The sequence below is a fragment of the Streptomyces glaucus genome, from assembly GCF_039533365.1.
GTDB classification, from domain to species: domain Bacteria; phylum Actinomycetota; class Actinomycetes; order Streptomycetales; family Streptomycetaceae; genus Streptomyces; species Streptomyces glaucus.
Map to the genome: position 1 here is coordinate 15957 of NZ_BAAATK010000059.1, position 18387 is coordinate 34343.

16 protein-coding genes are annotated in these 18387 nt (G+C 72.2%); 7 read left to right on the plus strand and 9 right to left on the minus strand.

The window, feature by feature from the left end; translation table 11 throughout:
* The first annotated feature begins 14 nt into the window (after positions 1-14).
* From ABD363_RS28810 to ABD363_RS28825, 4 genes are all read left to right on the plus strand, one after another.
* Positions 15-194, plus strand: coding sequence for a hypothetical protein (locus ABD363_RS28810; RefSeq protein ID WP_344608784.1), 180 nt, complete (start codon positions 15-17; stop codon positions 192-194).
* A 175-nt stretch (positions 195-369) separates the two neighbouring features.
* On the plus strand, positions 370-819 hold the full coding sequence (locus tag ABD363_RS28815; protein WP_425578036.1) for a BlaI/MecI/CopY family transcriptional regulator: 450 nt from the start codon (positions 370-372) through the stop codon (positions 817-819).
* A gap of 9 nt (positions 820-828) precedes the next feature.
* On the plus strand, positions 829-1362 hold the full coding sequence (locus tag ABD363_RS28820) for an amino-acid N-acetyltransferase (protein ID WP_344608788.1): 534 nt from the start codon (positions 829-831) through the stop codon (positions 1360-1362).
* Positions 1363-1668: 306 nt separating this feature from the next.
* Positions 1669-2004, plus strand: coding sequence for a histone-like nucleoid-structuring protein Lsr2 (locus ABD363_RS28825; protein ID WP_344608790.1), 336 nt, complete (start codon positions 1669-1671; stop codon positions 2002-2004).
* On the opposite strand, the gene ABD363_RS28830 is transcribed toward ABD363_RS28825, so the two are convergent.
* Positions 1935-2654, minus strand: coding sequence for an SCO3374 family protein (locus ABD363_RS28830; protein WP_344608792.1), 720 nt, complete (start codon positions 2652-2654; stop codon positions 1935-1937). The two genes, ABD363_RS28825 and ABD363_RS28830, sit on opposite strands and share 70 nt — an antisense overlap.
* Positions 2655-3236: 582 nt before the next feature.
* Here ABD363_RS28830 and ABD363_RS28835 point away from each other — a divergent pair.
* Positions 3237-5759: an ATP-dependent Clp protease ATP-binding subunit gene (locus ABD363_RS28835; RefSeq protein WP_344608794.1), complete on the plus strand. Its 2523-nt coding sequence runs from the start codon at positions 3237-3239 to the stop codon at positions 5757-5759.
* Positions 5760-5832: 73 nt separating this feature from the next.
* On the opposite strand, the gene ABD363_RS28840 is transcribed toward ABD363_RS28835, so the two are convergent.
* Complete coding sequence (locus ABD363_RS28840) at positions 5833-8925, minus strand: NACHT domain-containing protein (protein ID WP_344608796.1); 3093 nt, start codon at positions 8923-8925, stop codon at positions 5833-5835.
* 43 nt (positions 8926-8968) lie between these two features.
* Positions 8969-9622: an HAD family acid phosphatase gene (locus tag ABD363_RS28845; RefSeq protein ID WP_344608798.1), complete on the minus strand. Its 654-nt coding sequence runs from the start codon at positions 9620-9622 to the stop codon at positions 8969-8971.
* A gap of 526 nt (positions 9623-10148) precedes the next feature.
* On the opposite strand from ABD363_RS28845, the gene ABD363_RS28850 reads away from it, so the two are divergent.
* The gene (locus ABD363_RS28850; RefSeq protein ID WP_344608800.1) at positions 10149-10892 is read left to right on the plus strand and encodes a M23 family metallopeptidase; all 744 of its coding nucleotides are present in this window, start codon (positions 10149-10151) and stop codon (positions 10890-10892) included.
* 30 nt (positions 10893-10922) lie between these two features.
* Here ABD363_RS28850 and ABD363_RS28855 read toward each other — a convergent pair whose 3' ends face one another.
* Positions 10923-11510, minus strand: coding sequence for a TetR/AcrR family transcriptional regulator (locus ABD363_RS28855; protein WP_344608802.1), 588 nt, complete (start codon positions 11508-11510; stop codon positions 10923-10925).
* Positions 11511-11633: 123 nt separating this feature from the next.
* Between ABD363_RS28855 and ABD363_RS28860 the strand changes: the two genes are divergently transcribed.
* Positions 11634-13235 (plus strand): MDR family MFS transporter, encoded by a 1602-nt coding sequence (locus tag ABD363_RS28860; protein ID WP_344608804.1) that lies wholly within the window; start codon positions 11634-11636, stop codon positions 13233-13235.
* Positions 13236-13406: 171 nt separating this feature from the next.
* On the opposite strand, the gene cseC is transcribed toward ABD363_RS28860, so the two are convergent.
* The 5 genes from cseC to ABD363_RS28885 form a co-directional block, all read right to left on the minus strand.
* Positions 13407-14813, minus strand: coding sequence for a two-component system sensor histidine kinase CseC (gene cseC / locus ABD363_RS28865; RefSeq protein WP_344608806.1), 1407 nt, complete (start codon positions 14811-14813; stop codon positions 13407-13409).
* Between the two features lie 5 nt (positions 14814-14818).
* Positions 14819-15520 carry a two-component system response regulator CseB gene (gene cseB, locus ABD363_RS28870; protein WP_344608808.1) on the minus strand — a complete coding sequence of 234 codons (702 nt, stop codon included), beginning with the start codon at positions 15518-15520 and terminating at the stop codon, positions 14819-14821.
* Between the two features lie 130 nt (positions 15521-15650).
* Complete coding sequence (locus tag ABD363_RS28875; RefSeq protein WP_344608810.1) at positions 15651-16313, minus strand: hypothetical protein; 663 nt, start codon at positions 16311-16313, stop codon at positions 15651-15653.
* Entirely contained in the window at positions 16301-16840 is a 540-nt protein-coding gene (locus ABD363_RS28880) for a SigE family RNA polymerase sigma factor (RefSeq protein WP_344608812.1), read from the minus strand. Before ABD363_RS28880 ends, ABD363_RS28875 begins: the two co-directional genes overlap by 13 nt.
* A gap of 252 nt (positions 16841-17092) precedes the next feature.
* On the minus strand, positions 17093-18028 hold the full coding sequence (locus ABD363_RS28885) for an HhH-GPD family protein (RefSeq protein ID WP_344608814.1): 936 nt from the start codon (positions 18026-18028) through the stop codon (positions 17093-17095).
* Positions 18029-18387 lie beyond the last annotated feature (359 nt).

The following is an 18387-nucleotide window of genomic DNA, read 5'->3' on the forward strand; positions in this document are numbered from 1 at the left end:
GCTACCCTGGACGCATGGACTACGTCTCCGCGCTTCTGCCCCCGGTCGTCATGGCCGCGTTGTTCATCGCCGTGATCAGGGTGATCGTGAAGACCCAGGGCGGCACCAACAAGGCCAAGGAGGACGAGGCCGTCGACGCCGCCCTGGCGCGCGCGGAGGGCCCCCGCCGGGCCTCCGCCGAGCCCGACGCCTGACCGCGCCCCGGCGGCGCGCCCCCGGCGTACGGCTCCGCGCTCCCGCACATCCGAGCCGCACGCCCTTTTTGTTCGCGTATGGGGATGTGGGTGCACGTCCGTCACGCCATTCCCTGGATCTCCCACTATCGTCGGAGATGTGCCTCGCCCATTGGGAGAACTCGAAGACGCGGTCATGACGCGGGTGTGGAAGTGGAACCGCCCGGTGACCGTTCGAGAAGTCCTGGAAGATCTCCAGCGGGAACGGTCGATCGCCTACACCACGGTGATGACCGTTTTGGACAATCTCCATCAGAAGGGCTGGGTGCGCCGCGAGGCGGAAGGCCGCGCCTATCGATATGAGGCGGTCTCCACCCGGGCCGCCTACGCCGCCGCCCTGATGAACGACGCCTGGTCCCAGAGCGACAACCCCGCCGCGGCCCTTGTCGCCTTCTTCGCGATGATGAGCGACGAACAGCGACAGGCACTCCGGGACGCCCTGCGCGTCGTCCAGGGACCGGAAACATCCGAAGTCGAACAGAACCCGCGTCCCACACCCCCGCCGAATGTCCCGCCCGGTGCCGAAGCGGCCCCCGATACCCCTGTGCAGAACCCCGGTTCGGCAGCGGAGGGCGGCGGGCGATAGCGTCCGCTCATGTCAGCAGAGAGCCCCGAAGTCACCGCGAAAGCCATCACCGTCCGGCGGGCCCGCACCAGCGATGTCCCGGCCGTACGCCGTCTCCTCGACGTGTACGTCCGGGACGGGATCCTGCTCGACAAAGCGACGGTGACGCTTTACGAGGACATCCAGGAGTTCTGGGTCGCGGAACGGGACGACAACGCCGAGGTGGTCGGCTGCGGCGCCCTGCACGTGATGTGGGAAGATCTCGCGGAAGTCCGCACTCTCGCCGTGCAGCCCGGCCTGAAGGGCGCCGGCGTCGGCCATCGCGTGCTGGAGAAGTTGCTGCAGACCGCCCGCTGGCTCGGCGTTCGCCGCGTTTTCTGTCTGACCTTCGAAGTGGACTTCTTCGGCAAGCACGGCTTCGTGGAGATCGGGGAGACCCCGGTCGACACCGATGTCTACGCGGAGCTCCTGCGTTCCTATGACGAGGGCGTCGCGGAGTTCCTCGGTCTCGAACGAGTGAAACCGAACACCTTGGGCAACAGCCGGATGCTTCTGCATCTGTGATCGCCGGGCATCCGCGACCGGCCCGGGGATCCGCGGCGAACCCTGGGGATCCGCAGGGGATCCCCGTGCAAGGATCGCTGATCCGCCACCTCTATTCCGCCCGGGCGACCGCACTCGGGTTCCCTATGTCCGAAACGCGCATGTTTCCGGGCCGGGTCCGGACCGTCGGCCTCTCCAGGGGTTTGTGTTTTTCCGGCAAAAGCGGTTTGCTTTCCGACGTACTGCAGTACTGCATATAACAGGGGACGGAGATACGGCGGACGCCGGCAGACCCCGGCCCTCACGTTATCGATGAAAGGAAATCCGGTGGCACAGAAGGTTCAGGTCCTTCTTGTCGACGACCTCGACGGTGGCGAGGCGGACGAGACCGTGACGTTCGCGCTGGACGGCAAGACATACGAGATCGATCTCACCACCGCCAACGCGGACAAGCTCCGCAGTCTCCTGGAGCCTTACGTGAAGAGCGGCCGCCGTACCGGTGGCCGTGCCTCCGGCGGACGCGGAAAGGCGCGTGCCTCCTCCGGCGGCAGCCAGGACACCGCGGCCATCCGCGCGTGGGCCAAGGCGAACGGTTACGAGGTCAACGACCGGGGCCGTGTCCCCGCGTCCATCCGCGAGGAGTACGAGAAGGCCAACGGCTGATCCGCGGCCTGCTGGTACGGACGCGGGACCTGCGAGCAGGCCGGCGGCCGGGCGCACGCGCGCCGCAGCCGGATCCGGTGGCACTGCGCCGCCACCGTGTCGACCAGCCGTACGAGATCGGGGGCGCCCTCACCGCTCCCCACGGCCGACAGCGTCGGCAGCGAGGACTCGACCTCGCACCCAGGCCCGGGGGGCCGCAGCCATGCGGCGGCCCCCTGTGAACCGCGCCGGTCCAGGGGAAGCGGCCGCGTGCCGGTGGGGCCGGGGCCGGGGGGCGGCGGGGCGGCCATGACACCCCCCGCGCCGATCGCCGTCAGATCGAGCGCCAGCGCACCCCACTCCAGCCAGTCCAGCAGCCCGGGCAGTTCCTCCGCGCTGCCCGCGGCCACCAGCAGCCGCATCCGGTCGCCCTGCACGGCCACCGGGGAGCCCGGCCCCAGCCGCCACAGCGCCGCGCGGCCCGCCTCCGCCGGAACGTCCAGCACGTCGAACCGGACACCCACCCGAAGCCGTACGGGCGCCCCGGGCGCCGTCGGCCAGCCCAGCTCGTCCTCGTACCACCGCCGGACCCGGTCGCACCGGCCGCTCCGGTCCGCCGGCTCCGCGAGGTCCGTCGGCTCCCCGAGGCCCCTCGGTCCCTCCTGCCCCATGGGATTCCCCGGCTCCCCCTGCTCGCTCCGTTTCCTGCGCTCACCCGGTCCCGCCCGCCCATCCGGTCCCGCCTGCCCGCGCGGGCAGGCCGGCCGGCGGGAAGCGGGGGCCGTCACGGCCGGAGGCGGATCGCCAACCATGCCAAGGGCAACTGCCGGAGGAGCGTGCGGGTTACGCTGGGTGCTCCGATGAGTGCGCAGAGTGCCGGAAGAGGGGGCGCGTAGGGGTGTGGGGTGGCGCAAGGTTGTTCGCCCGTAGCGGAGGGAACCGGCGCACTCGGCATGGACTGTCCGTGACAACGGGTAAGACATGCCTAGTGGGAGGGGGCGACGCGCAGGAGAGGCCGTCTCACGTTCGCCATCGGCGTACTGGCGACTGGGGTATCTGCCTGGCCTGCGGGAACATCGTCTCGCACCATCGGGTTGGAGCAGATGTCGGCGTTCGGGGTCAGGAGGCAGTGCTGGTTCTCGGTCCGGTGTCGGCAGTTGGAATGAGCGGTCCCCGCTTGCGGGACTAAGCTGCGGAAGGACAGGGAGGGGAAGTTCCCCCCACTGCCTGACCGCTCTGAGGAGCGATTAACGATGTTCGAGAGGTTCACCGACCGCGCGCGGCGGGTTGTCGTCCTGGCTCAGGAAGAAGCCCGGATGCTCAACCACAACTACATCGGCACCGAGCACATCCTCCTGGGCCTGATCCACGAGGGTGAGGGTGTCGCCGCAAAGGCCCTGGAGAGCCTCGGCATTTCGCTTGAGGCGGTCCGCCAGCAGGTGGAGGAGATCATCGGCCAGGGGCAGCAGGCGCCGTCCGGCCACATCCCCTTCACCCCCCGTGCCAAGAAGGTGCTGGAGCTGTCGCTGCGCGAGGCGCTTCAGCTGGGCCACAACTACATCGGCACGGAACACATCCTGCTCGGCCTGATCCGCGAGGGCGAGGGCGTCGCCGCCCAGGTCCTGGTCAAGCTGGGCGCCGATCTCAACCGCGTGCGGCAGCAGGTGATCCAGCTGCTCTCCGGTTACCAGGGCAAGGAGGCCGCCACCGCCGGCGGTCCTGCCGAGGGCACGCCCTCCACGTCCCTGGTCCTCGACCAGTTCGGCCGGAACCTCACCCAGGCCGCCCGTGAGTCCAAGCTCGACCCGGTCATCGGGCGCGAGAAGGAGATCGAGCGGGTCATGCAGGTGCTGTCCCGCCGGACCAAGAACAACCCGGTCCTGATCGGTGAGCCCGGCGTCGGCAAGACCGCCGTCGTCGAGGGCCTCGCCCAGGCCATCGTCAAGGGCGAGGTGCCCGAGACGCTCAAGGACAAGCACCTCTACACGCTGGACCTCGGCGCGCTGGTCGCCGGCTCCCGCTACCGCGGTGACTTCGAGGAGCGCCTGAAGAAGGTGCTCAAGGAGATCCGCACCCGCGGCGACATCATCCTGTTCATCGACGAGCTGCACACGCTGGTCGGTGCGGGTGCCGCCGAGGGCGCCATCGACGCGGCGAGCATCCTGAAGCCGATGCTGGCCCGCGGCGAGCTGCAGACCATCGGTGCGACCACGCTGGACGAGTACCGCAAGCACCTGGAGAAGGACGCGGCCCTGGAGCGCCGCTTCCAGCCCATCCAGGTCGCCGAGCCGTCCCTGCCGCACACGATCGAGATCCTCAAGGGCCTGCGCGACCGGTACGAGGCGCACCACCGCGTCTCCATCACCGACGAGGCGCTGGTCCAGGCCGCCACCCTGGCCGACCGGTACATCTCGGACCGCTTCCTGCCGGACAAGGCGATCGACCTGATCGACGAGGCCGGTTCCCGGATGCGGATCCGCCGGATGACCGCGCCGCCGGACCTGCGCGAGTTCGACGAGAAGATCGCCGCCGTCCGCCGGGACAAGGAGTCCGCGATCGACTCGCAGGACTTCGAGAAGGCCGCCTCCCTGCGCGACAAGGAGAAGCAGCTCCTGGCCGCCAAGGCGAAGCGGGAGAAGGAGTGGAAGGCCGGCGACATGGACGTCGTCGCCGAGGTCGACGGCGACCTGATCGCCGAGGTCCTCGCCACGGCCACCGGCATCCCGGTCTTCAAGCTGACCGAGGAGGAGTCCAGCCGCCTGCTCCGCATGGAGGAGGAGCTGCACAAGCGGGTCATCGGCCAGGACGACGCCGTCAAGGCGCTGTCGAAGGCGATCCGCCGTACGCGTGCGGGCCTGAAGGACCCGAAGCGTCCGGGTGGTTCGTTCATCTTCGCGGGCCCGTCCGGTGTCGGTAAGACCGAGCTGTCCAAGGCGCTGGCCGAGTTCCTGTTCGGCGACGAGGACGCGCTGATCTCCCTCGACATGTCGGAGTTCAGCGAGAAGCACACGGTCTCGCGTCTGTTCGGTTCGCCCCCCGGCTACGTGGGCTACGAGGAGGGCGGCCAGCTGACGGAGAAGGTGCGCCGCAAGCCGTTCTCGGTCGTCCTCTTCGACGAGGTCGAGAAGGCCCACCCGGACATCTTCAACTCGCTGCTGCAGATCCTGGAGGACGGTCGCCTGACCGACTCCCAGGGCCGGGTCGTGGACTTCAAGAACACGGTCATCATCATGACGACCAACCTCGGCACCCGGGACATCTCCAAGGGCTTCAACCTCGGCTTCGCCGCCGCGGGTGACACGAAGACCAACTACGAGCGCATGAAGAACAAGGTGTCGGACGAGCTCAAGCAGCACTTCCGGCCCGAGTTCCTCAACCGCGTCGACGACGTGGTCGTCTTCCCGCAGCTGACGCAGGAGGACATCCTGCGGATCGTCGACCTGATGATCAGCAAGGTGGACGAGCGCCTGAAGGACCGGGACATGGGCATCGAGCTCTCCCAGTCCGCCAAGGAACTGCTGTCCAAGAAGGGCTACGACCCGGTGCTGGGCGCGCGTCCGCTGCGGCGCACCATCCAGCGCGAGATCGAGGACACGCTGTCGGAGAAGATCCTCTTCGGCGAGCTGCGCCCCGGTCACATCGTGGTCGTGGACACCGAGGGCGAGGGCGAGTCGAAGACCTTCACCTTCCGGGGTGAGGAGAAGTCGGCGCTGCCCGACGTCCCGCCGATCGAGCAGGCGGCCGGTGGCGGGCCGAACCTGAGCAAGGAGGCGTAGCCCTCCGGGCACGTCGGGAAAGGGGGCTGCCCCGGGACTCCGGTCCCGGGGCAGCCCCCTTTCGCACGCCGTGTCACTGTGCGCGCGAGGCCGCCTCGGTGACCACTTCGGCGCCCGGGAAGAGCGGACGGACCTCGGACAGGGGGAAGGAGCGGTCGGGGCGTTCGGACAGGGTCACGTGGCGCACGCCCGGCAGCCGGGACGCGAGCGCCGCGAGGTGTTCGGTGCCCTCCATACGGTCCACCGCCAGCACCTTGACACCCGGCAGCTCGGGCATGCGGCCGATGGAGGCCGGCGTCTCCCGGAGGAGCGCCGCGTCCAGATAGAGGCCGGTGAGCGCGGGCAGGGCGGTGACCTCCCGCCAGTCGTCCTCGGTCAGCTCCGTGGTCAGCGCGCCGAGGCCGAGTGTGCGCAGGGTCTTCCAGTGGCTCAGCCCGCGCAGCCCGGTCGAGCCCGTGCACTCGCCGCCTAGGTGGAGGGACCGCAGCGGGGCGTCGGTGGGCAGGGACTCGGTGAGGGCGGCGCCGGGCAGCTCCGGGAACAGGGAGAGCCGGGTCAGGGAGGTGAGGGACCGGATCCCTGACGGGTCGGTGCCGGAGCCGAGGACGAGTTCGGCCAGGGGGAGCCCCGCCAGCCGGTCCAGGCCGCGTGCGTTCGGGCACCGGTAGTACGACAGCCGTGTCAGCGAGGTGAAGCGGCGCAGGGGGGCCAGATCCGTCAGCAGCGGGTTGTCGGTGACGGTCAGGTCGGTCACCACCGGGGGCTCGGGCACCCGGGCCGCGATGTCCTCGGCGGAGCACCGCCCCCTGATGCTCAGTCCGTCCCAGGGACGCATTCCGGCGAGCGCCGAGAACTGCTCGGGCGAGGTGCATTCGAGGAAGAGACCGGTCCGGTCCAGGTGGTCCAGGATCTCGGCCGCGTACTCCTCGGCGTCGAAGCGGTGCCAGGTGCCCACGAGCTGCCGCCGTACGCCGAGGTCGGGGTGGTTCCGGAAGCGGCGCAGGACGGCGAGCGCCCCTTCGGGTTCCTTCCGGCCCAGGAGGGAGGCGGTGACCGTGACGCCCCGTGCCTCCTCGTCCGACAGGCCCTCCGGCTCCGGCAGCAGCTCCAGCACCAGCGGGCCGGCCGCCGCCAGCTCCCGCGCGGCCTCGGTCGTGCGCGGCGGGATCAGCTCGGCGGCCCGCTCCTCCACCTCCGCCCGTACCGCCGGGTCCAGCGCCGCGGCGTGCTCCAGGCAGGCCAGGGCCAGCAGGGTGAGCCGGGGATCGCCCTTGCCCAGCAGCTCCCTGAGCACGAGGACGCGTTCGCGGGGCCGGGCGTGGGCCACGGCCATGCGGATGACGTCCTCCCACTCGGTGTCCTCGGCACGGCCGGTGAGGACACCGAGGTGACCCTCCTCCACCGCGTACCGGGCCGCCAGGTAGTCCTGGAACGTGCGGTGGACGAAGTCCAGGACGCCCTCGGCCGGGCGGCGCAGTACGCCGCTGCGCAGCAGCAGGGTCCGCAGCACCGCGGCGGCGTCGCCCTGCCCGGGGACCGGTCCGAGGGCGGGCAGGGACCGGTCCACGATGCCCTCGGCCGTCTCCAGCGTCATCTCGTGCCGGCCGCTGAGGACCAGGGCGTAGGCGATGCGCTGCAGCAGTTCGAGCCGGCTCTCCTCGCCCAGCTCCGGGCCGTCCACCGCGCCCATGCCCCGTTCCCGGTCCCGGCGGGCCAGGAGCATGGTCAGGGCCGCCTCGTACAGCTCCTTGCGCCCGGTGGGCAGGTAGCCGCGGCGTTCGCGGTGCAGGGCGCAGACCAGGCCGCACATCAGCGGGTTGGTGACGAGGCGGGACAGATCGCGTTTGGTGCGCAGGGAGTCCAGCAGGGGCTGCTCGAACTCCGGTGCGTCGGCGGCCCGGTGCCAGCGGTGGACGAAGGTGGCGACCTCCGCCCGGCCCATCGGCGCGAGGGAGAGTTCCAGGAAGCCCTCCCGCGCCAGCCAGTCGGCGCGTACGGCGGTGGGGCGGGTGGTCAGCAGCCAGCGGTTGCCGGGGAAGGCGCCGAGGAGGCCGCGCAGCCAGTCCCGGGTCGCCCGGCGGTCGACTTCCGGGATCTCGTCCAGGCCGTCGACCAGGACCAGCCCCCGGCCCGCGGTCAGGACGCGTTCCGCCCAGCCGTCGGGCGGCGTCAGCGGGCAGCCGACGGCGCTCAGGAACGCGGCCGGGGCGGGCAGCGGGCCGGTGCGGACCAGGGTGCGCAGGGGCAGGAGGAAGGGCACGCGGGTGCCCTCGCGTGCCGCGCTCACCGCGAGCCACTGGGCCAGGGTCGTCTTGCCGGAGCCCGCGTCGCCGCGCAGCAGCACCCTGGGCTCCCGCTCCAGCACCTCGTCGGCGGGCATGCGCGCGGTGCGGGCCCGCGGGTCCTCCCCGGGGACGGCGTCGGGGCCGGCAGCGGAGCCGGGGCCGGGGGCGGGATCGGCGACGGCCTCCAGGGTCAGATAGGCGACCTCCAGCGGCCACCGGTCCGGGGCGTCCCGCAGGTCGACGCCGTAGAGGGTGAGGTGGTCGTGGCGTTCGGCGACGTAGGGCAGGTACCGGCGCTCGAACGCGGTGTCGCGGGCGTCCGGGCGGGGGACGCGGGTGATCAGCTCGTCGACCTTCTCGATCAGCTCCGCCTGGCCCCGGGCCTGCTCCACCAGCGTCCGGGCCACGAAGGCCGAGCGGCGGGTGAAGAACTCCAGGACGTGCAGGCAGGCCCACTCCGTCGCGGAGTCGAGGAAGTGGCGGGCGTCGGCGGACAGCCCGTCCCCGGCCCCGGGGGCCTGGCGGCGCAGCCGCTCGGCCAGGGCGCGGTGGCCGAGCCGGACGGCCTGCACGTCGTCCATGTCCAGGTCGCCGAGGGCGAGCAGCCGCGCGGCGAGGGCCTCGGCGACGGCGGTCTCCTCGTCGCGCGGGAAGGGCGGCTCGCCGGGGGAGCCGAGCGATTCCCCGACCAGCCGCCCCGCGAGCCTGCGCACCTCCTTCTCGCCGAGGGTGCGCTTCTCGCCCCGGAAGGACACCAGGTCCGTCAGCCGGACCGGCCGGTCGACCAGTCCGGCGCCGGGACCGCCCGTCACGAACAGCTTCCGCACGAGGGGGCCGATCAGTGCCGACGCCAGTCTTCCGCCGAGCACCGTCGGTTCCATGCCCCACCCCCGTGGTCGATCGCTCAGGGGAGTTTATCGAGTGTCAGGACAACTGCCCGTCGTAGTCCGGCAGTTTGAACGTCTTCTCGGCGTGGCCGCCCGACAGGTCGGTGGCGCTGTTGCCGATGTTCGCGATGATCGTGTAGCCCTTCGCCTCGATGGCGGCGCGCTGGGCGGTCTTGTAGTCGGCGACGTTCCTGAACAGGTCGGCGAAACCGCGGACATGGAGGCCGGAGACCTGGTAACCGACGTGCTCGAGGTTGTATTCGGTCACCGAGGCGATGATGCCCGGGCGGGCGGTGACGAAGAACAGGGCGACACCGCGCTCCTGGGCGTACCGGGCGGCCTCCAGGACCGGCTTGTTGGCCGGCTGGGGGTAGCTGAAGCCGAAGTCCGTCTCCAGGGCGGTGTTGTCGACGTCGAGGACGATCGCCTGCTTCTCGCCGGGCCTGGGGGCGGCGATGCGCTGCTTGAGATACGGCAGGGCCTGGTCCATCACGGCCTGGCAGTCCTTCTGCCAGGTGGCGTAGTCGACGTCCGCCGCGGCCCGCGCGGTGCTCACGGCCTGCGCGGTGTTCGTGACCTGCGCGGTGTCCGCGACCGTCGCCGCCTCGGCGGGGGCCGCCAGGGCGACGAGGGCGGCCGCGGAGACGGCGGTCACCGAGGCGCGGCGCGACCAGGAGCGTCTGCTGCTCATGTGGGGGTCCTCTCACGTCCTGCTGCTGCGAACATGTCGTGTGCATGCTTGTGGGTGAGGGTGGCGTGGGGGCAACCGTAGGGTTACCGGAGGGTAGGTCGCCAGAGGCGTGCGTCACACCGTCATGAGTGTCTGACGGTCCGTCACCGCCCTGATGTGCTCCGGGCGGTCGGGTCGCACGAACGTCGTACCGGCGTAGCCCCCGTCACATTTCGGTGCTCTTCGATCTTTCTGTCCGGTGAGATGCCGCACAGGCGATTTGTCCGTTACTACCGGGAATAGTGGGTGTCCGGGCGAGGGGTGGGTGGGCTCTTCGCCTGCGACCTCAAGGCCAACTGGGCCTATATGGGTGGATTTGAGGATTATGAGACTTCTGCCGCGAAGTCGAAACTTGTGAGCAGATACTATGCGGCGTCGTAGAAGGGGTGTTTGAGCCGGTCCGTCCCCCGGGGTTACCAAGGGATGGCCCATCCGGCGACCGACTGTGCGCCGGGTGTTCTCTTGTCCCCGTCCCCATGAGGTTCAGATGTCCCAGCGCGTCACGTCCCGTTCTTCCCGTACGTCCCTGCTCCGCACCCGGGCTGCCGTACTGGCCGCCGGCCTGGGGGCTTCGGCCGTACTGGGGGCCGGGGTCGCGGTCGCCGTCGACACCACGGCGGTCTCCGGCCTCGCCACCGCCGTCGAGACCACCGCGGCCCCCGACGTCGCGGCGGCCGTCCAGGCGCAGGCCACCGCCCAGGCCGAGGCCGCGAAGGCGGCGCAGGCGGTGAAGGCGGCGCAGGCGGTGAAGGCCGCGAAGGCCACCACGGCGGTGAAGAAGGCGGTTGCGGTGAAGGCCGCCGCGCAGACCGCCTCCTGGGTGGACCCGGTGAAGAACTACCGTCTCTCCGCCGGCTTCGCCCAGTCCGGCGCCATGTGGCAGTCCACCCACAGCGGCCAGGACTTCGCCGTGCCGACCGGCACCAGCGTCGTCGCCGCGCACGGCGGCACCGTCGTCAAGGCCGGCCCCAACGGCGCCGGTGACGGTCCCGCGTACGGCAACGCCGTCGTCATCAAGCACGGCAACGGCACGTACTCCCAGTACGCCCACCTGTCGCGGATCGACGTGAAGGTCGGTCAGGTCGTCGCCACCGGCCAGCACATAGCCCGGTCCGGCAACACCGGCAACTCCAGCGGCCCGCACCTGCACTTCGAGATCCGCACGACCGCGAACTACGGCTCGGCCGTCGACCCGGTCGCCTTCCTGCGCGCCAGGGGCGTCACGGTCTGACGGCGGCCGGCCCCTCGCGGCCGACCCCGCTCAGCCGTCCCGGTGCGCCTGTGCGATCAGGTCGACCGCGACCTCCAGAACGGCCTTGCGCCTGGCCTCGGGATCGGCGCCGAGGTCGTGGAGGGCGAACATCCCGGCGTGCAGCGTGAAGAGGGCGCTGACGCAGCGGACCTGGTCGACCAGGTCGGCCTCCGGGTCGACCAGGATGTCCCGCAGGCCGAGCGCGCGGTTCTTGAACATCTCGCCGATGCGCAGTTCGCGCACGGTCGCCTGGTTGTCGTGCATGAAGCGGAACAGCGGGGCCGCGCCCGCCAGCACATCGCTGTAGCGGCGGACGACCTCCTGCCTCGTCTCCAGGGTCGGGGGCTGGGCGCGGCCCCACGCGACCAGGTCCTCGATCGGCCGGGAGAGGTCCTCGAAGATGCTGACGAGGATCTCTTCCTTCGTCTTGAAGTGGTAGTACAGGGCGGCCTTGGTGACCTCCAGGCGCTCGGCGATCTCGCGCAGCGAGGTCTTCTCGTAGCCCTGCTCCGCGAACAGTTCGAGCGCCACGTCCTGGATGCGCTGGCGGGTGTCCCCGCGACGCCGCTGTCTGGTGCCGTCCATCGTGCCGCCCATCCTCCTACGCCGCGCCCCTCCCCGGAAACTTACTTGACGCCCGGCTAGTTACGCGTCTACCTTCCCGAGTGTAGTCACTAGCCGGTCGGCAAGTAAGTAGCGTGAGCTGGGGGAGCGGGAGCGATGACGGAGACGACGGCGGCCGCGGCGGCCGACGCGGGGGCGGAGAAACAGGGGAAGCAGCCGAGGAGCGTGCGGGTCGTCCTGCTCGCCCTGATGATCGCGATGATGCTCGCGATGCTCGACAACATGATCATCGGCACCGCGATGCCGACGATCGTCGGCGAACTGGGCGGTCTGGAACATCTGTCGTGGGTGGTGACCTCCTACACCCTGGCGACCGCGGCCTCCACCCCGATCTGGGGCAAGCTCGGCGACCTGTTCGGGCGCAAGGGCTCGTTCCTGGCGTCGATCGTGATCTTTCTGATCGGCTCGGCGCTCAGCGGCATGGCTCAGGACATGGGCCAGCTCATCGGCTTCCGGGCGGTGCAGGGCCTCGGCGCGGGCGGTCTGATGGTCGGGGTCATGGCGATCATCGGCGATCTGATCCCGCCCCGGGAGCGCGGCCGGTACCAGGGCATGATGGCCGCCGTCATGGCGCTGGCGATGATCGGCGGCCCGCTGGTCGGCGGCACCATCACCGACAACTGGGGCTGGCGCTGGGCGTTCTACATCAACCTGCCGCTCGGCGCGGTCGCCCTGGCCGCCGTCGGCGCGGTCCTGCACCTGCCGAAGAAGCGGGCCGAGGCGCGGATCGACTACCTGGGCGCCGTGCTGCTGACCGTCGGCATCACCGCGATCGTGCTCGTCACCACCTGGGGCGGCACGGAGTACGCCTGGACCTCCGTACGGATCATGGAGCTCATCGGCATCGGGACGGCCGCGCTCGTCGGGTTCGTGTTCTGGCAGGCCAGGGCCGCCGAGCCGATCCTGCCGCTGCACATCTTCCGCAGCCGCAACTTCACCCTGATGTCCGTGATCGGCTTCCTCACCGGTTTCGTGATGTTCGGGGCCACGCTCTTCCTGCCGCTGTACCAGCAGGCGGTGCAGGGCGCCTCCGCGACCAACTCCGGGCTGCTGCTCCTGCCGATGCTCGGCGCGATGCTCGTCACCTCGATGATCGCGGGGCGGGTGACCACGAGCACCGGCCGGTACAAGGTCTTCCCCATCGCCGGCGGCGCCCTGATGATCGCCGGGCTGTACCTGCTGTCGCTGATGGACACGGGCACCTCGCGGTTCACGTCCGGCGTGTACATGGCCGTGCTCGGCCTCGGCATGGGCTGCCTGATGCAGATCACCATGCTGGTCGCGCAGAACAGCGTGGAGATGAAGGACATGGGCGTCGCGTCCTCCTCCACCACCCTCTTCCGTACGCTCGGCTCCTCCTTCGGCGTGGCGATCATGGGCGCGCTGTTCAACCACCGCGTCCAGGACGTCATGGCCGAGCGGGCCGGGACGCTGGGCTCGAAGGTGACCGAGCAGTCCGCGCAGCTGGACGCGGCGAGCCTGGCCAAGCTGCCGGCGGCGGCGCGGGAGGCGTACCAGTACGCGGTGTCCGCCGGCATCCACGGGGCGTTCCTGCTGGGCGCCGCGGTGTCGGTGCCGGCGCTGGTGGCGGCGGTGTTCGTGAAGGAGACGCCGCTGAAGGGCGCGGGACCGGCGGCGGGGGAGGACCCGGCGGACGCCGGTACGGCGGCGAAGACGCCGGTGGCCGAGGCCGTCTGAGCGGGCCGGCGGCACGGGGCCGGTGTCGGCGCCCCGTGCCGCCGGCGCTCGCACGGGCCGGCCCGCCGGCCGCCCCGCCGGCCGGCCGCACCCGAGGGAACCTCACCGGGAGCGCCGCCGGGGAAAGCCGCCGGGACGTCACGGGGAACGCCGCGGGGAGAGCCCGGAACGTCACCGGGAACGCCGCAAGGAGCGCCGCAAGGAGCGCCGCCGGGGGCCCCGCTCCTCCGGCACCGGCAGCACCGGATAGCTGCCGGTGTTCGTCGGCGCGTGCTCCGGCAGCCACAGCACCGCGACCGCGCCCTCGGCCGGCCCCCGCGCCGGCGCCCCCGGCGGCCGCACGTTGCGGAACGTCAGCCGGGCGCCCAGCACCCGCGCCTGCCCGGCCGCGATGGTCAGGCCCAGGCCGTGGCCGTGGCCGGAGCGGTCCTCGCTGCCGGTGCGAAAGCGGCTCGGGCCCTCCGCGAGCAGGTCCTCGGGGAAGCCGGGGCCGTGGTCGCGGACCCGGACGACCCGGCCCTCCACGGTGACCCGGACGGGCGGCCTGCCGTGCCGGGCGGCGTTGGCGAGCAGGTTGAACAGCACGCGCTCCAGGCGGCGCGGGTCGGTCGTCACCTCCGACTCGTGCACCACCCGCACCTGCGCGTCCGGGTCCTTGGCCGCGACCCGCCGGGCGACGAACTCGCCCAGCATGATGTCCTGCAGCTCGGCCCGCTCCGAGGCCCCGTCGAGCCGGGCCACCTCCAGCACGTCCTCCACCAGCGTGCGCATCGCCTTGGCCCGGTCCAGCACCAGTTCCGTCGGCCGTCCCGGCGGCAGCAGTTCGGCCGCGGTCAGCAGCCCGGTCACCGGGGTGCGCAGCTCGTGCGCGATGTCGGCGGTGACCCGCCGCTCGGCCTCCAGCCGCTGCCGCAGCGCGTCCGCCATCGCGTCGACCGCGCTGGCCAGGTCGTCGGTCTCGTCCCGCACGACACCGCCGATGGCCTCCCGCACCCGTACGTCCGTCTCGCCCTTCGCGACCCGGTTCGCCGCGGCCGCCGCCTTGCGCAGCCGGCGCGACAGCTGCCCGCCGACGAGCACGCCGAGCGCGCTGCCGCCGAACACGACCGCGGTGGAGCCGATCACCAGGACCTGGTCGAGGTCCTCCAGGATGCCCGAGCTGCGGTCGGTGAACCCGGTGCGCAGGGACAGCACGTGCCCGTCCGTCAGCGGCACCGCCGCCCATATGTCCGGCGCGCCGCCCGGCGGGTCGGCCACGTACGTCGCCCGCCGTCCCTGCGCGACCTTCCGGCGCAGCTCCTCCGGCAGATCGGGGTCGTCGATCCGCGTGTCGGGGAAGTTCGCCCGCCCGGACAGCTCGTAGTTCCGCTGGGCGATCATGATGCGTTCGTCGGCGAGGTCGCGGGCGCTGTCCAGCATCGACACCCGGGCCGCGTTGTGCACCACCAGGCTCAGCACGATCGCGACCAGCGCCCCGACCAGGGCGATGGCCGCGCTGAGCTTCCACCTCAGGCCCGTGCGGATGTCCGCGTGCTCCCCCCACCAGACGAGCGGGCGTCGCGGGCAGCCTCGCGCCACCGCGCTCAGGCCTTCAGCTTGTAGCCGAAGCCGCGGACCGTCTCGATGCGGTCCTGGCCGATCTTCGTCCGCAGCCGCTGCACATGGACGTCGACGACCCGCGTGTCACCGCCCCAGCCGTAGTCCCACACGCGTTCGAGCAGCTTGTCGCGGGACAGGACCGTGCCCGGCGCGGCGGAGAACTCCAGCAGCAGCCGCATCTCGGTCGGGGTGAGCGCCACCGGCCGCCCGGCCCGGCGCACCTCCATGCCGTCCGTGTCGACCTCCAGGTCGCCGAAGGCCAGCACCCCGCCGGTGGCCGGGGCGGACCGGTCCTCGCCCCGGGCGCCGCTCGCGTGGCCGAAGCGGCGCAGCACCGCGCGGATCCGGGCGACCAGGACGGCCCCGTCGAACGGCTTGGTCACGTAGTCGTCGGCGCCCGCCTCCAGGCCCAGCACCACGTCGATGGAGTCGGCCCGCGCCGACAGCATGATCACCGGAACGGTGGACTCGTCCCGGATGCGCCGGCACAGGCTGACGCCGTCGAGGCCGGGCACCATGACGTCCAGCAGCGCGATGTCGGGGCGGTCGGCCCGGAACGCCTCCAGGCCCGACAGCCCGTCGGGCATCGCGGTGACGGCGAAGCCGTTCCGCTCCAGGGCGAGCTGGGTCGCCTCGCGGATGACGTCGTCGTCCTCGACGAACAGGACGTGGGTCTGGTCTGCCATCCCGGTGCTCTCAGTCCTCGTGCGATCTCGTGCGGTTGCGTGCGGTTCGGGTGTGCGGTGGTCCCCCTTGAGCGGACGCGGGAAGCGTGTGCCGGGTTCACCGGGGCCCCGGACCGGTCCGCGCGGCCCCTCAGCCGCCGGGGGCCGGCGTGGGCCCCCCGCCGGTGACCTTGCCGTAGTCGTTGTGCGTGCGGAACTTCTCGGCGAACCGGTCCGAGGCCCAGCGGTAGGTGATCACGTTCTCGCCGGACGGACTCGACACCGGGTCGCCCTTCTCGTAGACCTGCTTGGTCACCACCAGGTCGCCGCGGTCGATCTCCGCGTAGACCGGCGGTTCCTCGGCCTTGAACACGCTCGCGTAGGAGCCGTTCTCCCCGCGGTACACGTACGCCCCCACACCCACCGCGTCACCGCAGGTCAGCACGTTGACGACGATGTCGTCGGCCGGGCCGCCGGTCAGGTTCCCGTACGACACGTCGACGGGGTACTCGTCGGCGACGCACGGCTTCAGGTCCCGTTTGACCTCCGCCGAGACCGCCGGGTCGTCCTTGACCAGCCGGACCGCGTCCACCCGGTCCGGGGCGTCGGCGGGGGAGTCCGGCGCGGCGCCGGAGGAGGGGGTGGCGCCGGCCGCCGAGGCGGCGCGCGCCGGGCCCTCGTCGCGGGCGCCGGTGCCGCCGGTGGCGCAGGCGGAGGCGAACAGGGCGACGGCGGCGAGCGCGGCCGTCCCCGTGGCCGCCGCCGGACGGATGCCCCGGGCCCGGGCGGGCCCCGCGCCGGTCAGGCCGCGCAACGCTCCCGCTCCTCACGCTCCGGCGCGCGTGCGTCCAGATCGCGGGCCTGGAGCTCCTCGCGGAGCCGGGCGAGCGCCCGATGCAGCGTGCTCTTGACCGTTCCGGCCGACATGCCGAGGGCGGCGGCCGTCTCCTCCGTGGACATCTGCTCCCAGTGTCGCAGCACGACGACGCTGCGCTGCTTCGGGGCGAGCACCTGCAGCACGTCCATCAGCAGCGCGCGGTCCGCGTGCTGCTCGGTGGAGTCCGCCACGGACGCGTCCGGGAGCTGCTCGGTCGGGACCTCCTCCAGCTTCCGGGCCCGCCACCACTCCGTCCGCGTGTTGATCATGACCCGGCGCAGATAGGCGTCGGCCAGCCGCTTGTCGGCGATCCCCTCCCAGCGGCCGTACGTCCGCGCCAGCGCGGTCTGCAGCAGGTCCTGGGCGTCGACCGGGTCCGGGACCAGCCGGCGGGCACTGCGCAGCAGCGCGTCCTGCCGGGTGCGGACGTACTCCTCGAACGCGAGCACCTCACCCTGCGCCATGACCAACCGCCTCCGTTCCCCGTCTTCCTCGGCCGCCCGCTCAGCCGGGCATGGGAAGGAAGCTACGGAGGCGTTGTCACGGCGCTGTCCGAAGCAGCCTGCGGTCGGCGCTCAGCTGTCCGTCGGTTGTGTAACGGACAGCGGAACGGGGAAGGGCGGCGGTCCGATGGATGACCGTACGGGGTGATTTGTCGGCGTCGGGGTGTCGTCGCGGAAACCCGGGCGGCGGTGCGGTCCTCGTGCGGCGGCGCGTCAGGTCAGCGGCAGCCGGTACAGCCCGCCCGGCAGCGGCTCCACCAGACCGTCGGCGACGAGGCCGTCCAGGGCGCGGGCGCGCTGCACCGGCTCGTGCCACACCCGGTCCAGGGCCGTCTGCGGCACCGGCCCGTGCGCCTCCCGCAGCACGGCGAGGAGCCGGCCGCGCACCTGGCGGTCCGTGCCCGCGTACGTCTGGCCGCGGCGCGGCGGCCCCTGGTGCTCCGGCTTGCCCGCCAGCCGCCAGGCGCACTGCGCGGCGATCGGGCAGCGGTGGCACGCCTCGTTCTTCGCCGTGCACACCAGCGCGCCCAGCTCCATCGAGGCGGCGGCCCAGCGCGCGGCGGTCTGCTCGTCGTCCGGCAGCAGCGCGCGGGCGAGCCTGCGCTCGGCGGCGGTGGTGGCGTTCGGCGGGTACTGCACACCGGTGACCGCGCGGGCGAACACCCGGCGGACGTTGGTGTCGAGCACCGGGTGCCGCCGCCCGTAGGCGAAGGAGGCGACGGCCGCGGCCGTGTACTCGCCGATGCCGGGCAGCGCGAGCAGCTGGGCGTGGTCGGACGGCACGTCGCCGCCGTGCCGCTCCGTTATGGCGACGGCCGCGCCGTGCAGGCGCAGGGCGCGGCGCGGGTAGCCGAGCCGGCCCCAGGCGCGCACGGCCTCGCCGGGGGACTCCGCGGCCAGGTCGGCGGGGCGGGGCCAGCGGGCCATCCACTGCTCGTAGACGGGCAGGACGCGGCTGACCGGGGTCTGCTGGAGCATGAACTCGCTGACCATCACCCCCCAGGGACCGGCCTCGGGACGCCGCCACGGCAGGTCGCGGGCGTTCTGGTCGAACCAGTCGATGACGGGGGCGTGCAGCGGCGCTCCGGGCGACGGCTCGGGCGCGGTGTCGGCGGTACCGGTGTGCGGGGGCTTCGTGGGAGCAGTCATGGCCTTTCGATCCTGCCATGCCGACCCGCCTCGGCGGGGGAACCGCCACCCCAGGAGACGAGGGGCACCCGGCGATCGGCAGCGGTGCCGCCCGGCCGCCCGCCTGCCGCGCAGACCGGGCGGAATCCTCCCGCGTCCGGCGCGGCGCGCCGCGGGACTGCCCGCTCCGGGCGGTCCCCGCGCTGCCCGCGCTCACCGCCGGACGGCTCGGGCCGAACGCGCCGCGCCCCGCCCGGCAGCCGCCGGCCGGACCGGGGACGCGCGCCGCGGCGGTGGCCGGCACCCGGCGGTGAGCGCGGGCAGCGCGGGGCCAGCGGGCCATCCACTGCTCGTAGACGGGCAGGACGCGGCTGACCGGG